The sequence below is a fragment of the Pantoea sp. USHLN256 genome, from assembly GCF_037149875.1.
In the GTDB taxonomy this organism is placed as follows: Bacteria; Pseudomonadota; Gammaproteobacteria; order Enterobacterales; family Enterobacteriaceae; genus Pantoea; species Pantoea nemavictus.
Map to the genome: position 1 here is coordinate 56,116 of NZ_JBBCQO010000008.1, position 20,132 is coordinate 76,247.

The 20,132-nt window shown below is 43.4% G+C and carries 13 protein-coding genes and 2 pseudogenes; 8 read left to right on the forward strand and 7 right to left on the reverse strand.

Annotation, left to right across the window (positions count from 1 at the left end):
• The first annotated feature begins 39 nt into the window (after positions 1–39).
• Positions 40–1,452, forward strand: a complete 1,413-nt coding sequence (locus WFL93_RS18210) for an EmmdR/YeeO family multidrug/toxin efflux MATE transporter (protein ID WP_049852551.1) — start codon at positions 40–42, stop codon at positions 1,450–1,452.
• A 173-nt stretch (positions 1,453–1,625) separates the two neighbouring features.
• Entirely contained in the window at positions 1,626–1,793 is a 168-nt protein-coding gene (locus tag WFL93_RS18215; RefSeq protein ID WP_007891491.1) for a hypothetical protein, read from the forward strand.
• 99 nt (positions 1,794–1,892) lie between these two features.
• Here the strand turns inward: WFL93_RS18215 and WFL93_RS18220 are convergent, their stop codons facing one another.
• The 3 genes from WFL93_RS18220 to WFL93_RS18230 form a co-directional block, all read right to left on the reverse strand.
• Positions 1,893–2,393 (reverse strand): TIR domain-containing protein, encoded by a 501-nt coding sequence (locus WFL93_RS18220; protein WP_336778722.1) that lies wholly within the window; start codon positions 2,391–2,393, stop codon positions 1,893–1,895.
• Between the two features lie 147 nt (positions 2,394–2,540).
• Positions 2,541–3,377, reverse strand: a complete 837-nt coding sequence (locus tag WFL93_RS18225; RefSeq protein WP_336778723.1) for a macro domain-containing protein — start codon at positions 3,375–3,377, stop codon at positions 2,541–2,543.
• An 864-nt stretch (positions 3,378–4,241) separates the two neighbouring features.
• Positions 4,242–5,597, reverse strand: coding sequence for an RES family NAD+ phosphorylase (locus tag WFL93_RS18230; protein ID WP_336778724.1), 1,356 nt, complete (start codon positions 5,595–5,597; stop codon positions 4,242–4,244).
• 604 nt (positions 5,598–6,201) lie between these two features.
• Between WFL93_RS18230 and WFL93_RS18235 the strand changes: the two genes are divergently transcribed.
• From WFL93_RS18235 to WFL93_RS18245, 3 genes are read left to right on the forward strand one after another with little or no spacing between them, the layout of a single operon-like run.
• Positions 6,202–7,332 (forward strand): MBL fold metallo-hydrolase, encoded by a 1,131-nt coding sequence (locus WFL93_RS18235; RefSeq protein ID WP_336778725.1) that lies wholly within the window; start codon positions 6,202–6,204, stop codon positions 7,330–7,332.
• Positions 7,329–8,768, forward strand: a complete 1,440-nt coding sequence (locus WFL93_RS18240; RefSeq protein WP_336778726.1) for a Hachiman antiphage defense system protein HamA — start codon at positions 7,329–7,331, stop codon at positions 8,766–8,768. Before WFL93_RS18235 ends, WFL93_RS18240 begins: the two co-directional genes overlap by 4 nt.
• Positions 8,765–10,942 (forward strand): DEAD/DEAH box helicase, encoded by a 2,178-nt coding sequence (locus tag WFL93_RS18245; protein ID WP_336778727.1) that lies wholly within the window; start codon positions 8,765–8,767, stop codon positions 10,940–10,942. The genes WFL93_RS18240 and WFL93_RS18245 overlap by 4 nt, the downstream gene beginning before the upstream one ends.
• Positions 10,943–11,381: 439 nt before the next feature.
• Here the strand turns inward: WFL93_RS18245 and WFL93_RS18250 are convergent.
• A pseudogene (locus WFL93_RS18250) lies at positions 11,382–11,644 on the reverse strand (transposase); the annotation flags it as partial.
• A gap of 386 nt (positions 11,645–12,030) precedes the next feature.
• Here WFL93_RS18250 and WFL93_RS24320 point away from each other — a divergent pair.
• The 3 genes and pseudogenes from WFL93_RS24320 to WFL93_RS18260 all read left to right on the forward strand — a co-directional run.
• Positions 12,031–12,384: pseudogene (locus WFL93_RS24320) on the forward strand (type I restriction endonuclease); the annotation flags it as partial.
• 90 nt (positions 12,385–12,474) lie between these two features.
• The gene (locus WFL93_RS18255; RefSeq protein ID WP_442955895.1) at positions 12,475–14,580 is read left to right on the forward strand and encodes a DEAD/DEAH box helicase family protein; all 2,106 of its coding nucleotides are present in this window, start codon (positions 12,475–12,477) and stop codon (positions 14,578–14,580) included.
• A gap of 41 nt (positions 14,581–14,621) precedes the next feature.
• Positions 14,622–16,655, forward strand: a complete 2,034-nt coding sequence (locus tag WFL93_RS18260) for an N-6 DNA methylase (RefSeq protein ID WP_336778729.1) — start codon at positions 14,622–14,624, stop codon at positions 16,653–16,655.
• A 323-nt stretch (positions 16,656–16,978) separates the two neighbouring features.
• Here WFL93_RS18260 and WFL93_RS18265 read toward each other — a convergent pair whose 3' ends face one another.
• The 3 genes from WFL93_RS18265 to WFL93_RS18275 all read right to left on the reverse strand — a co-directional run bounded on the left by WFL93_RS18265 (position 16,979) and on the right by WFL93_RS18275 (position 20,005).
• Positions 16,979–17,266, reverse strand: coding sequence for a hypothetical protein (locus WFL93_RS18265; RefSeq protein WP_336778730.1), 288 nt, complete (start codon positions 17,264–17,266; stop codon positions 16,979–16,981).
• 106 nt (positions 17,267–17,372) lie between these two features.
• Entirely contained in the window at positions 17,373–18,119 is a 747-nt protein-coding gene (mobC, locus tag WFL93_RS18270) for a MobC family replication-relaxation protein (RefSeq protein ID WP_336778781.1), read from the reverse strand.
• Positions 18,120–18,130: 11 nt separating this feature from the next.
• Positions 18,131–20,005 (reverse strand): type IV secretory system conjugative DNA transfer family protein, encoded by a 1,875-nt coding sequence (locus tag WFL93_RS18275; RefSeq protein WP_336778731.1) that lies wholly within the window; start codon positions 20,003–20,005, stop codon positions 18,131–18,133.
• Between the last annotated feature and the right edge of the window lie 127 nt (positions 20,006–20,132).

Genomic DNA, 20,132 nt, shown 5'->3' on the forward strand with positions numbered 1-20,132 from the left:
TGATTTGGTAATCCCTTGCAAAATCCTGGCGTAGCAGTGATGCGGGCGGTCAGAAACACGGCGTGGTATCCCAAACGTCGCTCTTATCGTACGTTGTTCTGGCGTGAAATTACCCCATTAGCCGTGCCCATCTTTATCGAAAACCTCTGTGTGATGCTGATGGGCGTCCTCAGTACCTTTTTGGTGAGCTGGCTGGGTAAAGAGGCGATGGCGGGCGTTGGTCTGGCCGACAGCTTCAATATGGTAATTATCTCTTTCTTTGCCGCAATCGATCTCGGCACCACGGTGGTGGTGGCGTTCAGTCTGGCAAAACGCAACGGTAAACGTGCACGAGCCGCTACGCGCCAGTCGCTGGGATTGATGACGGCGCTAGCGTTTGTGCTGGTGATCGCTATCGAGTTTTGGGGGCACCTGATCATTGACGTGATCGCCGGCAGCGCCGATCCCAAAGTGAAAGAGCTGGCGCTGAGCTACCTGCAAACCTCGGCGTGGAGCTATCCCGCAGCGGCGATTGCGTTGATTGGCAGCGGTGCATTGCGTGGTGCGGGCAATACTAAAATTCCGATGCTAATTAACGGCGGCATGAATATCCTCAACATCGTGATCAGTAGCGTGCTGATTTACGGTTGCCTTGGATGGGAAGGGATGGGATTTGTTGGCGCCGGGTTGGGGCTAACTATTTCGCGCTATATCGGCGCGGCAGCGGCGATTTACGTGCTGTATCGCGGCATTACTCCGGCATTGAAAATCTCTATCGCGAGCTATTTCCGCCGCTGGGATCGCAACATCCTGATGGAAGTGCTGGGCATCGGCGTGCCTGCCAGTATTGAATCGGTACTGTTTAACGGTGGTAAGTTGCTGACGCAGATTTTTGTCGCCGGCATGGGTACCAATGAAATCGCCGGTAACTTTATTGCCTTCTCGATTGCTTCGCTGATCAACCTGCCGGGTAACGCGCTGGGTTCGGCTTCAACCATCATTACCGGCCGCAGGTTGGGGCTGAATCAGGTGATGCAGGCTGAGCGGCAAATCAAACACGTGTTCTGGCTGGCGATGATTGGCTTGTGTTCGCTGGCGTTGATTACCGTACCGCTGGCTGGAACCTTAGCGCAGTTTTACAGCCGCGATCCGGAAGTGATTTCAGTCACTAAGCATCTGATTTGGCTGAATGCCGCCTTTATGCCGATCTGGACCGCGTCCTGGGTGCTGCCAGCCAGCCTCAAGGGGGCGCGTGATGCACGTTACACCATGTATGTATCGATGTTCAGCATGTGGGGAGCACGCGTGGTGGCCGGCTATTTCCTCGGCATTGTGCTCGGCATGGGCGTCGTCGGCGTGTGGCTGGGAATGTTCCTCGACTGGACGGTGCGCGGCGTGTTCTTCTGGTGGCGTCTAACCAGCGGTAAATGGCTGAATAACTACCGCAAGATGATGGCAAAGAGCAGAGGATAGGTGGATTTCCTCCGCTCGCCGTAAATGGCGACTTTACGGTTGTTTAAAGGGTGCGCTGTTATGCGCACTTTTTTATATGCATAACCTGGCAAAGAAGCGCACAACTAATCGTTATGGTTATATCTCTGGGTGAGGTTTACTGTCAGCGTCAATCATTTGTGGAGAAGCTGGCAATGAAACACCTCTTGCAGCAGTGGTTTAACCAACTGGTCAATGGCGAGAAGCCGCGTGCAGAAGAGCGCGAATTCGATCTTAGCAACCATATCGACCTGCTGATTCCCATCAGCCAACTGTATGGCGTTGAATTCCATCCATCGGTGTATCGCTACTATGAGAGATGAGCGCCTACACCATGTGATGCGCTACAGCTACTGGAATGAGCTGTGCGCTGAGGAATAAAAAACCCGCTGTTAGGCCAGCGGGTTTTTTTATAGCGGAATTTAATTGAGCGCGTTTTTAACCGCGAGGTAATCCCAACCGTTGGTTGAGCGCATAGCGGTATGCGTTCCGACACCCTTTAAGACGTCAGGACATTTGGATTTATTAATTGTGGTTGCATTGTACAGAACGATGATGTTTAAGTCGTCCTTCAAGGCTTTATCGCATTCATACTCAATATAACTTCGATGATCTACTGAGTATCCCCGGTCACATTGACTACTTAGACTATTGTAGCTATCACAGTATCGACAGCCGCCACTCCGTGCTGCCTTGGTATTGTTTCCGACGATGAGGATAAATGTTTTTGAGGCATTTAAGCGTGTTGCAAGGGACGATTTTATATTGCAATTTAAACTGCTATCTCTGGCTTGTGTTATATCGTGAGCGTCGGTGAAAGAGAAGTCCCAGTATTTGCTCTCATTCCAGGTATGTAATTGTTCAATGGCATCCTGATCGCCATCCCATTCACCCGCAATGTATGTTTTGGTACGGTATATCATGGTTTGTCACTCCTTTGTTGTGAAAAATCCTGCCTATACTTCAGTTGAAAGATGTCCCTTGTGTAAAGTCTTTTTCTCGACTTAAAACTATTTAATTATGAGGTTTAATAACTGTATGTGCCTCGCCTGTTAAATTTTGCAGGGAGTTTATAAGCCGCTTCTTGCCATCTGAAGCTCAAATAGGTTTACTTTACTAATCTTGTCTTTATGAATAATTATTGTTAATTTCGCAGGATGGGTAAATCGCATTTCACTGACCCTGAATGTCCATAACATGATTTTCAGCAACTCTTCATCACTGATCAGCTTATGCCCCTTAATTCGTGTTATACCCGAACCAAAAATCGGCACAGTAACACTTTGCTGGGCATAAACGCGGTTGACCTTATTCCAAAAGTTAATCAGGAACTCAAGATATTCAGGCATGGATAAATGAGCTTCGTTATACTTGTTGAATTTAGAAAAAGCCGTCAGCAAGTACTCATTCCAAACGCAAATTGTCCCAATTTTATAGCGTTGATTCTTACCAGATAACCGCGTTAAATTAATTTCAGCAAAGTCTTCTTCTTCGTAGCTATATTCATCAATGTAGGTATCCAATTGTTGCACTGAGCAGGTGAGTTGATCCGTAACAAACTGGCCGTTGAGACTCTGATGAGCAATAACTATGTTATCCACTTTAGTATCAAAGTACTCATTAAAAGCAATCGCTTTTAATCCTTGCTCAGCGAAAATATCGCCAGTTTTAATGGTTACTGTGCTTCCTTCAACAGATAAGTTAATTGCTGTAAGTTTGTTGGCTTTATACCATAACATGAGATAAATCATTACTAAAACAGCTATGCAAGCCAATCCAGAGTAATGCTTATACTCTTTAGGGATATCCCAAAACAGAGCAGCCGCAGCAATGCTTGCCGTTGTGGCCGAAGCATATTTAAAAAAAAGGGTTCTGATTTTTTTATCGCAAAAACTAACCTTTAACATATCCTTCACTCCCTTTTTATAAAAGGCGCACAATTCCCTTTGGCATGCTTAATACTATATTCCGGTAATTGAGGGTTAATCCTATTATCAATGATGGGTAATGCACAACGGTAAGAGGTTTAATTCTCGATTAAAATTACAAAACCATTAAGCATTTCACTAAAAAAATAATCGGCTAAATAAACGAGACATTTCTGCAATACTTAACGTTATTATCATAAGTAATGAGAGGGTTTTGAGCGGAAAGTATATTCACATCATGCGATTCTTGCGGAAGTGTAAAAGCAAAAAGCCCGCTTAGTTTCCTAAGCGGGCTTCTCTAAATATGGCTCCTCTGACTGGGATCGCCTTTGCCAGTAACTGGCTAATAAGTAAGCTAAACCTGAATGCCCTTTCTGTCAAGACCACCAGAATGACCACCAAAAGTTGTTGAATACATAAATCTAGTTTGAGCAACTGCTGATAGCTATTAAGTTGAGTTCTAAAAGTGAAGTGTTATGAGAATGATCATTGAATAGTCTACCAAAGCTGAACAGTGTCCAACGATATCTGATAGTCTTCTTAATGCCAAAATGGACATGGTGCAGGAGATCAGTCCTCCTTACGGCTTGTAATGCAAGTTAGTACTGACGTTTTCTGTGGTATTCAGCTTAAACCGCACGGCTGTTTCCTTCTCTAGCACAATGGGCCACATCGGTGGCCCATTTTTGTAGCCGGAGCTACCTCGTCAGTAAGGAATATCATCCTGGTTAGAGTCGAGGTTCCAAGGGGGCACTTCAGAAACAGAGGGACGGGCAATTTCAGGCTTAGAAACGTGTTTGTCCCGCCTGACCGTATCGGTGGAATACTCAAAGCGAGCGGCCCTTATACCGTGAACGCTAACAGAAAGTAGATCAATCTCAATAGCTGGCTCCCGGTTGTCCTCAAGGTGGGGGGGATTTCTTCTTTTTCCTGCTGGGAATTGGCATCCACGGGCTCTGCGATTTCTGTTACACAGATGTCTGTCTCCCAGTCATCTTCATCGTACTGAAGTCCGTAACTTATTCTGCAGCCTTCCTGCGCAGGCAACGTCTGATAGCGGACACAAGAGGCTTTGTGGAACAGGACAACGTTGTAACTTTCATCCGACTTAAGACCAGACAGCTGCACCGACGGATACAAAATTCCGTCAAGGGCCATCGTGGGGGACTCCGCTAGATATTCCGCAATGACCTGGGTTGGGATATAGCTAAAATCCTCCTCACCCGGTAGCACGGGGTCCACTATCCGACTGGTTAGCGTTCTTAGGAAGGCAGCTTGCTCGCGTTTTCTGATAAAGTCCGGGTCAAGCATGCTGCCACTCTCCCAGACATTTTCCAGCGCAAGAAGATTCAGCAGCCTGAGCGGGCGGATAAGGATGAATTTAGCACATACAACATTGCAGCCCACCGGAGGTCTTATCTCCGAAATAGCGGTTTCCGCAGAGCTGGCACCATAAAATACAGAAATACCTCGGGCGCTCATGCGATTTGCACCACTGAGCCGGTAAGGAGGAGGCCCTAATTCTCGATCCGGTGTAATCAATATGCTCTCCAGCTCATCATGTCCACGGCACCATCTGGCCCGAAAAAGGAAAGGGACATCGGTATCAGGACCCGCCTCTATTATAACCGTGCCGTTCCTTCCTGACCGCATAGCTTCCACGCCACTAAAAAGGCTATCCAGTGTCTCTCTTACATAGGGATTGATGTAGCGGGATTCAGTTTTGAGTGTGGTTACAAACCTTTCCCAAATGGAGTTTAGACGCCCGGTGCTCACCTTTTGGCGTTCTACATAATGCGATTCACACGAAAACTCAGTTTCCAGACCCATAGCGTCAGAGTCAAAATCAGAATGCCTTTCCTCAAGAAGCTGCTGTACATCGTGTGCCACTTCGGGACTGGTTTGTAGGAGGTCTTCAATCACCTGTCCAATTTCCTCCCCGTCGCGATACCAATCGTGTCCGCAATGCTTAATCATTGCATATTCCATTGTGGAAGGTTCATCCGAAGTACGGACGAAATGTTCTCCGATGGCTTGTTCTATCAGATTGCTAATAGTTTCCAGGGTAAAGCAGGCGCAAGTTTCCTCGCAGTAGTGGCATGCATTAGAGGAACCATTTACCTCGATACATTCGCGGAGAAAAGCTTCCCCAATACAACACGCACAAATCCAGATTTCATGAGATTCTTTGTTGTTCATATTAAGGAAGTTTCCCCTAGGCAATTTGCTCTACAAGTAGCCATTTCTAAGCCAGTACGCCGCGATTTAGGTCTAAATGAGTGTGTCGGTCATTGATAATGATTGCCGGACACTTTTCGTTCTTTTTCTCTGACTACGCCAGTCAGAGTAATTAGCTTCTGATATCCCTTTCATTTACGCAACCTCTTAGACCGTTATGCCTAACGGCGGAAAGTGTTAGCCGGGGTCGCAGCCTTACGTTTTGGTGAAATGCATCTTAAACCGTGTATCAATGACGTCATTAGAGTTTTTGATGGGAGGAACACGGATTCTGACACCGGGGGATTGTTGGCGGCGGTGGAAAGACTGCAGGCAATGGTTGAATACTGGATTTGACTTCATCTATTTGAAATTAAGAGTGATTTTTCCAATATGTACTGAGTTATTAGTAAATTACCTTACATAAAAGCATCTTAGCACTGAGTTAGATTAAGTTGATTTAAGGCTGCATTAGTACACTGCATGATTAATCATGTGAATCAATAGTTAATCATGATAAAATTGTTTCATAAAATCACAACTGCTTTGTTTGCTCTAACTATCTAATGTATAAGGTTTTTATGCTATGAAAGTTTATCTAAATGATGGTGGCAATGGTGACTGCCTGATATTAGCAACAGAAAACACATCAATTATGATTGATGGTGGAACTGCTTCCTCATATAACAGTTGGAAAAAAATTTTATCGAAATTTAGTAAATTTGATGCTTTGTTTGTTACACATATCGATAATGATCACGTCAATGGTCTGATTCGCATGCTTGAGGAGAAGTCTCATCCGGTTTTGAAAGAAGTATTCTTTAATGGCCTTGAGCAGTTGATTAGCGCTAAACGCCTTGAAGAAAATATATCTCAAGAGGAATCATCTGCTTTTGATACAATCATATCTAACTTTACTAAAGATGTTGAAGGCGAATCAGAAATAGGATTTTCAGAAGGAACATCTCTTTCTTTTATTTTGGAAGCTTTAAACTACAGAATAAACGAAAGATTCGAGAGTGGTGTGATTACAAGTACATCAGTTCCAGATAAATTTATTATAGGTGATATTGCCATTGAAATTATTGGGCCAACGGATGGGTGTATTTCAAAAATAAAATCAGATTGGATTAATATTTTATCAGAGTATGGTTTGAAAATGAAAGGATTACATAAAAAGCACAGCATTGCTTTTGAAAAGTACATAGATTCTTTAAGCAGTGATATTGATGATGAAGAAATATGTGGACCTTCATGTGAGACGATTGAACAGTTATCTGATGTGCCATTTGTTGATGATGGTTCTTTGAATAATATGAGTAGTATATCCTTTTTGGCAGAGTTTAACGAGAAGAAAGTTCTATTTCTAGGCGATAGTGACACCAAGACAATTACTCAGTGGATGGATCTTAAGGGATATGAAACCCTTGAGGTAGACGCAGTTAAATTACCACATCATGGCAGTAAACATAATTATAACAGAATTCTTTTAGAGAGGATTTTATGCAAAAGATATTTAATCAGTACTAATGGGAAAAAACATTCTCATCCGGATTTAGAGACGTTGGCTCGAATTGTCAGATACTCTAAAAAACAACCTATTGATATTTATATTAACCATCCAATCGCACATGTCAATCAGTCATTCAAAGAAAAATTCTCAAAATATAGCTGCGGCTCAAAAATACTGATAAATGAGAAAGAGATTTTGATATGAAATTAGATGATTACCCTAAAGATAAAGTGTATATATTCAAATCTCAAAATGGTGATTCAATTAGAAGAGGGACCTGTTTTTGTATAAGTAATAATCTTGTTCTTACAGCTAAGCATACGTTAGAAGAGAATGGTGAGTACAGTTTATTTTTAACCCCCGACGATTTTATATCTGGATGTGAAGTTAAGTTAAAATTACTTGATGAATATGATAATTCTAATATGGATTTTGCGATCCTTGAATGTATTGAGAACGAGTTTTCGTCTTTTATACATACAGGAATGGTAGACCTTGTCATTGATGAGAAAGTACATGTTTATGGTTTTCCTGTTGAAAAGAAGCAAGTTCCAGCAGCGTTCTCTTCAACTGTATGCAGTTTAGTTGGGGATATTACTACGACAAAACATAGTTTTGAAATTGCACAAGCACCTACTGTTTCAAAATATAGAGGTATGTCGGGTTCACCCGTTTTGTTTAACGGATATGTGGTTGGTATGCTGATCGTACAACAGGGTAGTACAACCCTGCATGTTTTATCTATTTCAAAAATATATAATAACCTAGGAGTTGCTTTCAATAATTTGCGTTTAAAGGCCTCAGTGCGGGAAGAAATTGAGTACATACCGCCTCCACATCCTGATACCCCTTTTAAAATATGTGTGGATTGCAATAAAGATATTCCGAATATTAAAGGGATTGATATTGGTTTTGAGTACAACGAATGGCGTAAAAATGATCTGATTGAGTACTCTAAAGATTGGTTAATTGATTATTCACTAACTGCGCAAAATAAGAAAGCTATAGGAAATCGCCCTGCGAAACAATTAGCAGAGGCCATTAAAAAGTATCCTGTTGATGATTTAGATGCCTTAGGAGATCTTTTCTTACATATGGCGATTAGGCAAAGTCATAAAACAATTCCTGTAGTTAATGGTGTTTACAATATAAATGGTGACTTATTGTTTTCTTGTTCACATATTGTCATAAATGGTGGTCAGGTTGAATTATGGCTCGGTGCCTCATCAATCAAAGATACCATGGATGATGCTATTACATCTGTATTGGGAAATATTAATAATCTTGTCAGTGTTAATGAAATTAAAAATAGACTTTTACTAATAACGTCTGAAATAGATTTAGATTGGCCCTTTAAAGATAAGTTGCAAAAACTTTCTGATAATAGAATCTCTATTGAGGAACGCGTCGATAAGATAATTATTCCTATTTTTATCGTAAATTCTAGCGAAATCATTAAAAATTACAATAAGACTGATTTTTTAAAAAATTTCAGAGATAGTATAGATGTTTGTCGAAAATCATTCTCCTCATGTTATAACAATGAAATAGTAAAGCTTATTGATGTAAGGGTTTTTCTCTTTCCTGTTGATGATATTGTTTCTTTGTATGATGATTTTAAAAAGGAAGTGTTGCAATGAATATTGCTAAATATAATGAATTGAAGAATAAAATCACTGCCGAGAACAATCTTTGGCTAGAAATCATTATTGAGTTGATTGATGAGTACAATAAACATGTAAATTATCACTTAATTCAAGATCTAGTTCTGCGGATGTTAGATAAGAAAGATCTATTTAATGAGAATGTTAACTTGTTAAATAGACTGGTTTTGGAATTAGGTTTGTTTCCTTATGTTGATGCCGATGGTTTGGATTTTAAAACCAAGTTGGGGGTGGGTGTCTTTTTATCTCCGATAAATCAGGATACTACATTTCATGTAAAACAAGCAGAGGTCTATTATAGAATAATTAACGGTGAAAACATTGTCTTAAGTGCTCCAACCAGTTTCGGTAAAAGTCTTATAATTGATGCTTTAATTAGTTCTCAATGCTTTAATAATATTGTTGTGGTAGTGCCAACAATAGCATTGATGGATGAACTTAAGAAAAAATTTAATAAACACAAGGCTACATATAAGATAATAACACAATCAAATCAGGATGCGGCTGAAAAAAATATCTTCATATACACGCAAGAAAGAGTGATTGAACGTAATTTCAAAACGACAAATGTTGATTTTTTTATAATTGATGAGTTTTATAAACTAGCACCTAGTAGCAATGCTGATTATCGATGTGATAGATTGAATATAGCTTTTCATAAATTATATAATATATGCAAAAGATTTTATATGCTTGGCCCAAATATAGATGGAATTATTGATGGTTTAGAAGATGACCTTAACTGCTCCTTTGTAAAATTTGATAAATACAAGACTGTTGCTGCTGATGAATTTTACTACGAATTAAAAACAAAAGGCAAGGATGAATATGTTGATATTGAAAGAGATGAATATTTAATAAGAATTCTAAAGAATATTAGTTCTGATGAACAGACCGTTATTTATTGCAAATCTCCTAAAAGAGCCAATTTTTTAATGTCTAAAATATTGGCAATGGGATTCACCAAGAAACATGATGAAAACAAGTCGTTTACCAGATGGTTAAGGGATAATTATCATCCTGAGTGGAGTTTAGCAAACGCAGTGGATTACGGAGTAGCATGTCATCACGCAAAACTTCCAAGGGCAATTGGATCATTTATTGTCGACTCTTTTAATAAAAAGAGAATTTCAGTTTTGGTGTGTACGTCTACGCTTATTGAGGGCGTTAATACAAATGCTAAAAATGTCATAATTTATGATGATTGTATCACTGGCCGAACTAAATTAGATTCATTCACATTTAATAACATATCTGGAAGAAGTGGTCGGATGTTTGAGCATTTTGTGGGGAAGATTCATGTAATAGGCAGTAGGCCAAAACAACAATTGCCATTAATTGACATTCCCATTATCACTCTTAGCGAAAATGCCTCTGACTCTATGCTTCTTCAGATACAAAATGATTTATCAGAGACAAATCTAACTAGAATATTTAAGTATACCCATCAACAAATTTTACCAATTGAACTAATTAACAAGCACCAAGGTGTTTCACCAGAGAAGTTATTAAATTTTGCCGATGCTTTGATGGAGCAATGTGGTAAATGGCATAATGTCATGGTTTGGGACTCGTTATACCCAACTAAAGATCAACTTAATCATTTATGCTTTATTTTGTTTGAGTATTTTTCATTATCTAGAATGGGAAATGGTGCGGTAAAGACTGCCTCTCAACTTCACACCCGTCTCAGATCCATTATGAGTCACGAAAGTGATTTGAAATTAATTAATGATGAATATTCTTATTGGAAAAGTCGGAGTGTGGATTATAAACCTGACGATGCAGTGCAAGTGATTTTCGATTTCAAAAGAAATTTAGTAAGTTATAATCTCCCTAAGATTATACTTGCAATTAATGATATTCAAAAACTGATCTTTTCAAGGTTTGACTATAGTTTTGGTGATTACACTAATTTTTGTCATGCGTTAGAGGCTCATTTTGAATTGCCAACATTGGTTACATTGGAGGAATTCGGAATTCCAATGCAAGTATCTAAAAAAATCGCAAAGATAGCCAATATTACGGCTGAGGACAATATAGATATTACTTTAAGTAAAATAAAATCGGCAGCGGAAAAAAAGGATATAATCAATTCGTTAGGTGAATTTGAAACTTCTCTTTTGAAAAGCATAGTATGTTTTTTGTGAGGAAAATGACGACTGTTTTGTTTTTTATTTTATGGGGGATTCGGTTGCGTATGAAAATATTCATACGCAATTTTTATCTGGAATATTATATGGCTATGGAGTTTATAATTATGTCGGGACCTGATTATTGGGCACGTTTTTTGGAATGTCTTTTAGTAAAAATGCAAAGTAAATAGTTTCTTTAAAGCAAGTTTAATAAATTTTTAAGCATTAAGTCATGGTCTGAACATATCTCGCTCAGAATTTCACATCACCGCTGTGGAACAAGGGGCGCTACGCCTGCCAAAGCGGCGCAAACATCAGTCGTCTAATGCAACAGAGCGGTAACGGTACGAACTGCAACTGACCTGCATCGCAAAGCAGACATGTCTTTCTCTGGCATCGTAGTGGGCCTGTAAGTCCCTGACCCACTCGCGCAGGCGTGCCAGCGTCAGCTCTATTTTGCCAGCAAGTTCTGTAGCATGGCTTTGTCGAGGCTTAGATCGGCAGCCAGCTTCTTCAAGCGAAGGTTCTCCTCCTCGAGCTGCCGCATGTGCTTTAATTCTGAAGGAGAAATCCCGCCGTACTTTTTTCTCCAGATATAAAAATGGCGTCGGCAATGCGCAGCTTGGGGCAGACTTCGGGCAGGGAAGTACGCAGTTCAGCCTGCTTCAGAGCAAAGACTATCTGCACTTCAATGAATCGTGACTTTGTCGTCGGCACAACCTCCGCTCAGAGGAGTCATTATCATGCCGGAATTCTGTATTTGAATGGAGCAGGATTTCAGGTTGGGGGGACAATTTAAGCACTAATTTTTATTCAAGTGTAAAAAAATTCTATCTTTTTTTCTAAGGATAATGATAGGAAAACATTGCGAAACGCAGTACATTTGCATTACATAACTGACGAGACGACGCCATGCCAAGCCTGAAGGACGAGACTATATCCATACGCACTTCTATCGAGATTAAACAGCTTTTACGCTTGGCCGCTGAACGTGAGCGTCGATCAGTGTCATCAATGATCGAAATCATGGTGTTAGAGTATGCTCGCACTCATGACCTTCAACCAGCCCCTCAAAGTGGCACAACTAAGGGAGATGCTTAAGGGTGGCTAACGCTAAAGAAGCGCAGTCTCGTATCAAGATCAATAAGCTGCTAGAGGCGTCTGGTTGGCGATTTTTCGATGATTCCAAAGGGAAAGCTAATGTAGCTTTGGAGCCTAACGTCAAGTTGATCCTTAGTCAGATCAACGATCTGGGCGAGAATTTCGAATCGACCAAAAATGGCTTTGCCGATTTCCTTCTACTGGACGACCGGAGCTATCCTATAGTTGTACTGGAAGCAAAGTCCGAAGATAAAAATCCACTCGTGGGCAAGGAACAGGCGCGCAAATACGCCAAGTCGCTCAACTGCCGGTTCGTGATCCTCTCGAACGGAAACCTCCACTACTTTTGGGACCTGCAACAGGGTAATCCACATGTAATAACTGCCTTCCCTACACCTGATTCACTTAAGAGCTATCAAAAGTTTGAACCAGACCAGAGACGCTTTATCACTGAGACAGTCGGACGCGACTACATTGCTCAGACTCAACTGGCAGGTTATGAGAAGGAGGCAGGGTGGCTGAATGCTGACGAACGGCTGGCCTTCATCGCCAAGAACAAACTCAGCTTCTTACGGGACTATCAGAAGAGGGCGCTCAATGCGATCCAGGATGCAGTAGCTGGGGGCTCGACTCGCTTCTTGTTCGAAATGGCGACCGGCACCGGTAAGACCCTGACGTCTGCTGCTGTCATTAAACTATTTTTGCGCACCGGCAACGCTCGCCGAGTGTTGTTCTTGGTGGATCGCCTAGAGCTAGAAGACCAAGCCGCCAAAGCATTTAAGGGCTATCTGAAGAACGACTATACAACAGTCATTTACAAAGAGCGGCGCGATGACTGGTGTAAGGCCGAGATAGTAGTCACCACGGTGCAGTCACTGCTATTTAATAACAAATACAAACGACTTTTTGCGCCTACAGACTTCGACTTGGTTATCTCGGACGAAGCTCACCGCTCCATCGGAGGTAATGCGCGTGCCGTCTTTGAGTACTTTGTTGGATACAAACTTGGCCTTACCGCGACACCACGCGACTACTTGAAAAGCTTTGACTCCAGCAAGCCGACTACTCGCGATCCACGGGAACAAGAGCGTCGTTTGCTGCTGGACACCTACAGAACCTTCGGCTGTGACTCTGGACAGCCAACATTCCGTTATTCCTTATTAGAGGGTGTTAAGGATGGCTTTCTGATTAACCCCGTGGTGGTCGATGCTCGAACTGACATAACTACCAAGTTATTGTCCGAACAGGGCTATGCCGTGATGGTCCCTTCCAGTGAAAATGGAGAGCAAGAGCAAAGTTTTGTCTCCAAAGACTTTGAGAAAAAGTTTTTTTCTAAGGCCACCAATGCACTATTCTGCCAGACATTCCTTAAAAGCGGCCTCCGTGACCCAGTAACTGGTGAATTTGGCAAAGGCTTAGTGTTCGCTGTCAGCCAAAACCACGCTACGCAATTGACCGAAATTATGAACGAGCTGGCAGATTTACTCTGGCCCGGCAAATATCAGTCGGATTTCGCGGTACAAGTCACCTCCAGCGTGCCGGACGCCCAGCAATACACCATCAACTTTACCAACAATAAACTGCTGGGATCCGCCAACTTTAATCTACTTTACAAGACTAGCAAGGCGAGGGTTTGCGTCACTGTGGGAATGATGACCACCGGCTACGACTGCCCGGATATCTTGAATCTGGCGTTGATCCGCCCTGTGTACTCACCATCAGAATTCGTGCAGATAAAAGGGCGCGGCACGCGCAAGTACAATTTCCTTGAGTTGCTGTTTGATAACGATCTAAAACGATTGATTAATCAGCCAGAGAAAGTCGTTTTCAAACTCTTCGACTTCTTTGCAAACTGCGAGTACTTCGAGGAACAATTTGATTATGACGAAGTGATCAAGTTACCGGCACGTAGCAGTGAGTGGCTTGCCAAGGGGGCGGTAACACCATCGACAACAGGTGGGCAGTATGTTTACACCGGCACTGATGCCATGCAACTTGTGTCCGAGCAGTTAATCGGATACGAAGGCATGAAGATAGACCGGATGTTCTTTGAGAAATTCGAGGAGCAGGCCAAGGCCGACTTTAAGCTGCAACAGCAGATGAAAAACGAGCAGTGGGATCAGGCAATTGACTACGTCATCAGCCACCTATTCGACAGGCCCAACGAGTATTTCAATCTAGATAAATTACGTCGTTCAACCGGTGTGGACCGTCGTCTGAGCCTTAAGGAAATACTTCAAAAAATCTTCGGCTTAATTCCTTATTTTAAGAGTAAGGATGAGCTGCTGGAAGACGAATTCAATGAGTTCCTTCTTGCCAGCCAGAGTAAGCTGACCGAAGACCAAGGGAGTGCAGTGCTTGCAATGAAGTACTTCTTCAAAGCATACGCCACAGATGCTGCCTTGCGCGCCATTATTGACGATAAGCGTTTTGGAGAGCTGAACGTTAATCCGGCCTTCGGTGTGGATGACCTGCGTGCAGTGCCACCAGAATGGCGCGAAGGCATACCAGAGTACGTCAAAGACTACGTACCGCTAAACCAATTCATGTAAAACATTTTGGTTGCCTCAGGCAGCCATGCGAGAGAAATACGATGTTAGACACCGATACTAAACGCAGAATTGACTCATGCCGTGACATACTCGTCGGCAAGGTTCCTGATCCTAAGAGTCAGGTTGAGCAGATTACCATCGCGCTCATCTATAAGTTCATGGATGACATGGATGCGCAATCTGAAGAGTTTGGCGGCAAACGCAGCTTCTTTGTCAACGGCTTCGATAAATATAGCTGGAGTAAGCTGCTGGCGCCTGGTATGGGAGGTCAAGATACTCTTAATCTTTACTCCGAGTCTATCGGTAGGATGACCGAGAACACACACCTTCCAGCCTTGTTCCGCGACATCTTCAAAAATGCCTACTTACCGTACCGAGACCCAGAAACGCTGAAGTCGTTTCTTAAGGAAATCGATGGTTTCTCTTACGATCATTCCGAACGATTAGGTGACGCCTTCGAATACCTGTTATCAGTTTTAGGCAGTCAGGGTGATGCGGGTCAATTTCGCACGCCGCGTCATATTATCGACTTCGTTGTGCGGGCGGTTGGACCAAGTAAAAATGACAGAGTTTTGGACCCAGCTTGTGGTACTGCGGGTTTTTTAATTTCCGCGTACAAGCATATCCTTAGAGAAAATTCGCCAGTTGATGAACGAAATAACGGGCAACTACCTAAAGGTGCCACAGTTGCGGAGACATCAATTGAAAGTCCGATGCACTATAGCGGGAGTCTTCTTACCCCAATTGAGCGCCAAAGAATCCACGAAAATATCAAAGGCTTCGATATTTCACCGGACATGGTGAGGATTTCACTGGTAAATCTTTACTTACATAACTTTCGGTCGCCATTAATCGAAGAATATGACTCTTTGACTCAAGAGGATCATTGGTTAGAGAGTTATGACACAATACTGGCTAATCCGCCGTTTATGACTCCAAAGGGAGGAATTAAACCTCACAAAAAGTTTAGCTTACAGTCTAAAAGAGCTGAATTGTTATTCCTGGACTACATCATTGAGCACTTGTCGCCTACGGGTAAGGCCGGAGTGATTGTGCCTGAAGGGATCGTTTTTGTCGGTCAGTCAGCTTATACTGGTATGCGTAAACGATTGATTCAAGATAAATCTTTGATTGCAGTTATTGAACTGCCTCATGGTGTATTTAAACCATATGCTAGCGTAAAAACACATATATTAATTATTGATAAGCAGATCGCTAAAAATAAAGATGAAGTTTTGTTTATCAATGTTGGGGCTGATGGGTATACACAGACAGACACCCGACAAGCCGTGAATGACAATGAGCTACCAATAGCGCTGGATATTATTGATAGATTCAAACGTAATCAGTTAGAAATAGGTCATGAATGTTCAAATCCGCATTTCATTACGGTCAAAAGAGAACATATTCTTGCGTCAACAAAATGCCATTTAGTTGGTCGGTGGTACATGTTGGAGAGAAAATTTCAACAGCTTAGAGAGCGAATGCCTGGAGCGAAAACTCTAGGTGAAATTTGTTACATTCATAAAGGCCAGCATTCCAACATGAGTACTCAGCCTGGTGATTTCCCACTTGTGGTTCCAGCAGTGGATAGAAAATCATCAATAGATTACTCGTTCGACTTCAAGGCAAGTTGCATTCCTCTTGTTTCTTCATCTGGACACGGAAAGGCAGATATAAAGCGCCTTCACTATCAAGAGGGAAAATTCGCTCTCGCGGATACCATGTGCTGTCTGGAAGTAAAGAATTCTGAAGAAGTAGAAATGAGATATGTTCATGAATATTTATCAAAGTTCAAAGATGATCTACTAGTGCCAATGATGTGTGGAGCCACAAATGTAACGTTGGATCAGAATGACATTAAGAAAATTCTCATCCCTCTTCCAAGTATTGAAGAACAGCGGATAATTGCTCGTGGAATTCTAGCAAAAGAAGCAGCAGAAAAGCTTCAAGTTATCAGAGAAGAGATTGGTTTCGGCATTACCTCATCGGAAGGCATTACACAAGAAATTGATGTTCAGATTTCAAGACTTCTTGCAATTAAAGATTCATCACTGTCATTGGAGATTTCATAACCACTTGATTTTGGGCTTTCTGGGAGTAGTGGTTTGTTGTCTTTTGGTCATGACTAGATTGATATGGTTGAAAGCCCTGTAGAACTACAAACGAAACGCTATATTTCTAGGCCGCATGCGCGGCATCCAAAGCGCATCGTTATTTGATGGATGAAATCTGAACAGGAAGGAGCGTCAAAGGAGTATGGCTTCGCGTGCAGGAGGGGGAAGACCTGTAACGCTGTAGGAACATGATTGAGGCGTAGCGCAGCCAAGGCGAGCAACGAACAGTCATGCCCCTACAGCGGAATAAACAAGTCACGCGGACAGTTCTAAATGAATAGTTATTCTATATTACTAGCATTTGTCTGTAGCGTCTGCAGTCGCTGTTCCAAGCTATCCAGTCTTTCTTCTAGGTCATGACTCTGCTGCTCAATATCTTCCAGCGTTTCTGACAGAACGTCACGCAGTAGCACAAAATTTGCGTGCAGGGCATACACAAAATCGTTGCCGCGAACCAGTAATGCTTCGCGCGGTATGTCCTGTAATGCCGAATGCGTCATCCATGTCACCAGCGCTTTTGCGCTCATTTCGGTCAGTACGTCCGAAAGTCGGTCAGTTTCTCTGTTCATTCTGGAGTCCTGTCTATTCTGATGGTGGGGGAGTATTTCGAGGGGTATTATTTCAGGCAGTTGCACTGCTGGTTGGGTGGGTGGGGCAGTAAGTGATAGAGAAGAACTATATGCCGTGGTCTACATCGAGCCGTTGCAGCTCGTCGAGCGTGTAGATGCGGAAGACATTCCGGTGGCGGGTTTCCAGCGGGATGTGCTGGTGGTTAACGATGACGTGCCTGATGCTGTCAAAGAGCCGTTCAAGGCCGCGCTTTTTCTGCGGATCCGGCACAATATAAAAAATGTAAATCCAGTCTTTACGGGTTCGGGCAAGCAAATGACTGGCGATGATCGACTGATAACGGGCTTTGGTTTTAAGACGGCGCTCGGTCTCAATGGCGATCACCGTGCCGCCGGGGAGGGTGATCAACCCGTCCGGGCGGTGACTGACCTGATAACGGCTGAGGAAGGTTGTGCGATCGCCGTTTACCCACTCGGATGCGCCTTTTTGCTCAAGGATAATCCGGGCCGCCTGATTATCAAGGTGATGCTCCAGCGTCCAGCCGGTGATTTTTGAAGGCTCAAACCGCGCCGGAAAAAGCACATCGTCGGGAGTTAACACAACGGCCAGTCCGTCACTGGTTATGCCCCACAATGAAATTTTCATGGTGCGCGATACCAGGACGTGCTTTTGTATTAAGCCCATGCCCTCGACTTTTGAAAGCAGGGAATACAGCGATTTATGATCTCTGAAGCCGAATAGCAGCATCAGTGTTTTAAAGTCACTGTACGTTTCTTCTTTCAGGAAATTCAGCAGTCGTTGTATTTTTTCACGGTGTCGCATCTGGCGTTCGCGGTATGTGGTGATAAGCATCATTACCCCCCTTAATAATCCAGCAATGACGGGTTATCCTCTTTATAGGCATTCGGCATTGTCGTGTCTTTTTCGCCCGTCTCATCAAAAAAAAGATCGGGCCGCGTTGTGGTGATATCCGGTGTTGATGCGGGGCCGGGGGATATTCCCTCCTCGCTAAAATCCAGGGTGATATTTACCGTTGCGGCGGTGGCGGCAATCGCGGGCGACACGGCACAGATCTCCAGTTCGCGTTTTTTCACCCTGATGGGCGAAATCAGAGAAGCAGAGGGGAGTGCTTTTGTCGTGAAAATGAAGCTGACAAAATCGGGTAGGTTCAGGATCATATTGCTATCGGTAAAGAAACGCTCGGCCTGCCTGATGCTGCGTTCATTTTCGATAGTCTCTGTCAGCACGGTGTCGGTTTTCGCTTTGCGGACCTCATCATCGACTAATATGGTGCCGGACATCCTTGCCACCCATTCCGCGGTATCCGGGTCCATAACGCGATAAACCAGTTTGAATTTGGCGTTCTCAATGACGGCGCCGACAACGGCGTCACCTTTCAAATCTGCCGGGCAGTCTTTTAAATCGGCAACCGACTGGTGGTCCATAATAATATGCACGCCTTTATCCCGTGCCGCGCCTAAACCTTCCAGCGCTGGCCTGGATAAATGGTATTTCAGTTCGGAAAGATAAATAGCAATGGGGCGGGGCACTTTTTTCACTCGCTCACGCTTTTCTGCCAGCTGGTACAGGCGAACCAGCAGCATGCGCTGAGCGGTAATGATTTTGCTGTTGCGCATCGAGCCAATCACATAACAGCAACCACCTTCCTCAAATATTCTATTAAGCGAAAATCCGGTGGGGGCATTAATGGCATTAAGCAAGGCCAGCTCTTCAATTTTCCCGAAAAAGGCTTTTATCTTATCGGCAATACTCTGAACGTATTCGCCGTTATACACATCCCGAATGGTAGAGGCAGTATTACGGGTGACAAATTGTGCGGCTATCCGGGCCGCTTTCCGGTCATCAATGCGATAAAAGTCCGACTCCTGACCTTTCTCTGCCAGACTGAAACCTGCAACAAAAAGCTCTTCCAGTTCATCGGCGGTGATCTCTTCAATCAGGTTTAATTGGTATTGGGGTTTTCGCAGGTCAATTAAGGCAAAGGGTTTCCGTGCATCCTCGCAGGCTTTACGGTAAAGGTGGGGGGCCCATTCATCATCCTTGGGGTCCATAACAAATACCCCTTCACCGGCCAGAATACTTTGATAAAGTAATATCCCGGTGGCCACCCCTTTACCGGCGCCGGTTGTGCCGATAATATCCGCGTGTTGTTTTTGCCAGTCCTTTAACGGCAGGTACATCGGTTGTTTATCGCGGTCCATGCCGATAAATAACCCTTTATTCAGGTCGATATAATCCAGCGGGTCATAATGCAGTGTTTCCGGCAGCAGGGATTTCACCGTGCGGACATCGGTGCGCAATTCCCGTTCAAGCGTGGTTTTTCTGACGAGGCGTTTCTTTATTTTATCTAATTCAGGGGTTAATACCCTGCGCAGCAGAATATGCAAAATAAACCCTGCTACGGTGAAAGTTATTAATGTTGACCATTCCAGAACTGGAACGCGGGTAACTATTCTACCCTGATAAAACCACTGGAAAATCCAGATAACAACCGGGGCCATCGTACCCGAAAGAAAACACAGTATAGAAAAAGCAATAATCAGCTTTTGCCACAACGGGGCTTTTTGCCGTTCATCGCTTTTCATCGACGCGAAAAACGGCATCGTCAGCCCCGATAACAGCGCCAGCATCAGCTGATGCTGTTGCATAAAAGCAATGAAGCTCAGCGCGCCATTCACTATCGGCGACAGTGAAACGGCCAGTTTATTCAAAATCACGATGCCTCCTTTGTCAGCAGTTCGCCCCATGACATCGCCCCATCAGTTCGCCCCACGGTGTCGGGCGAAAAGGCGGGGCGACCGTCAGGGACGAAGAAGGTGGCCGCGTAGCGGCCATGTGCAGGAA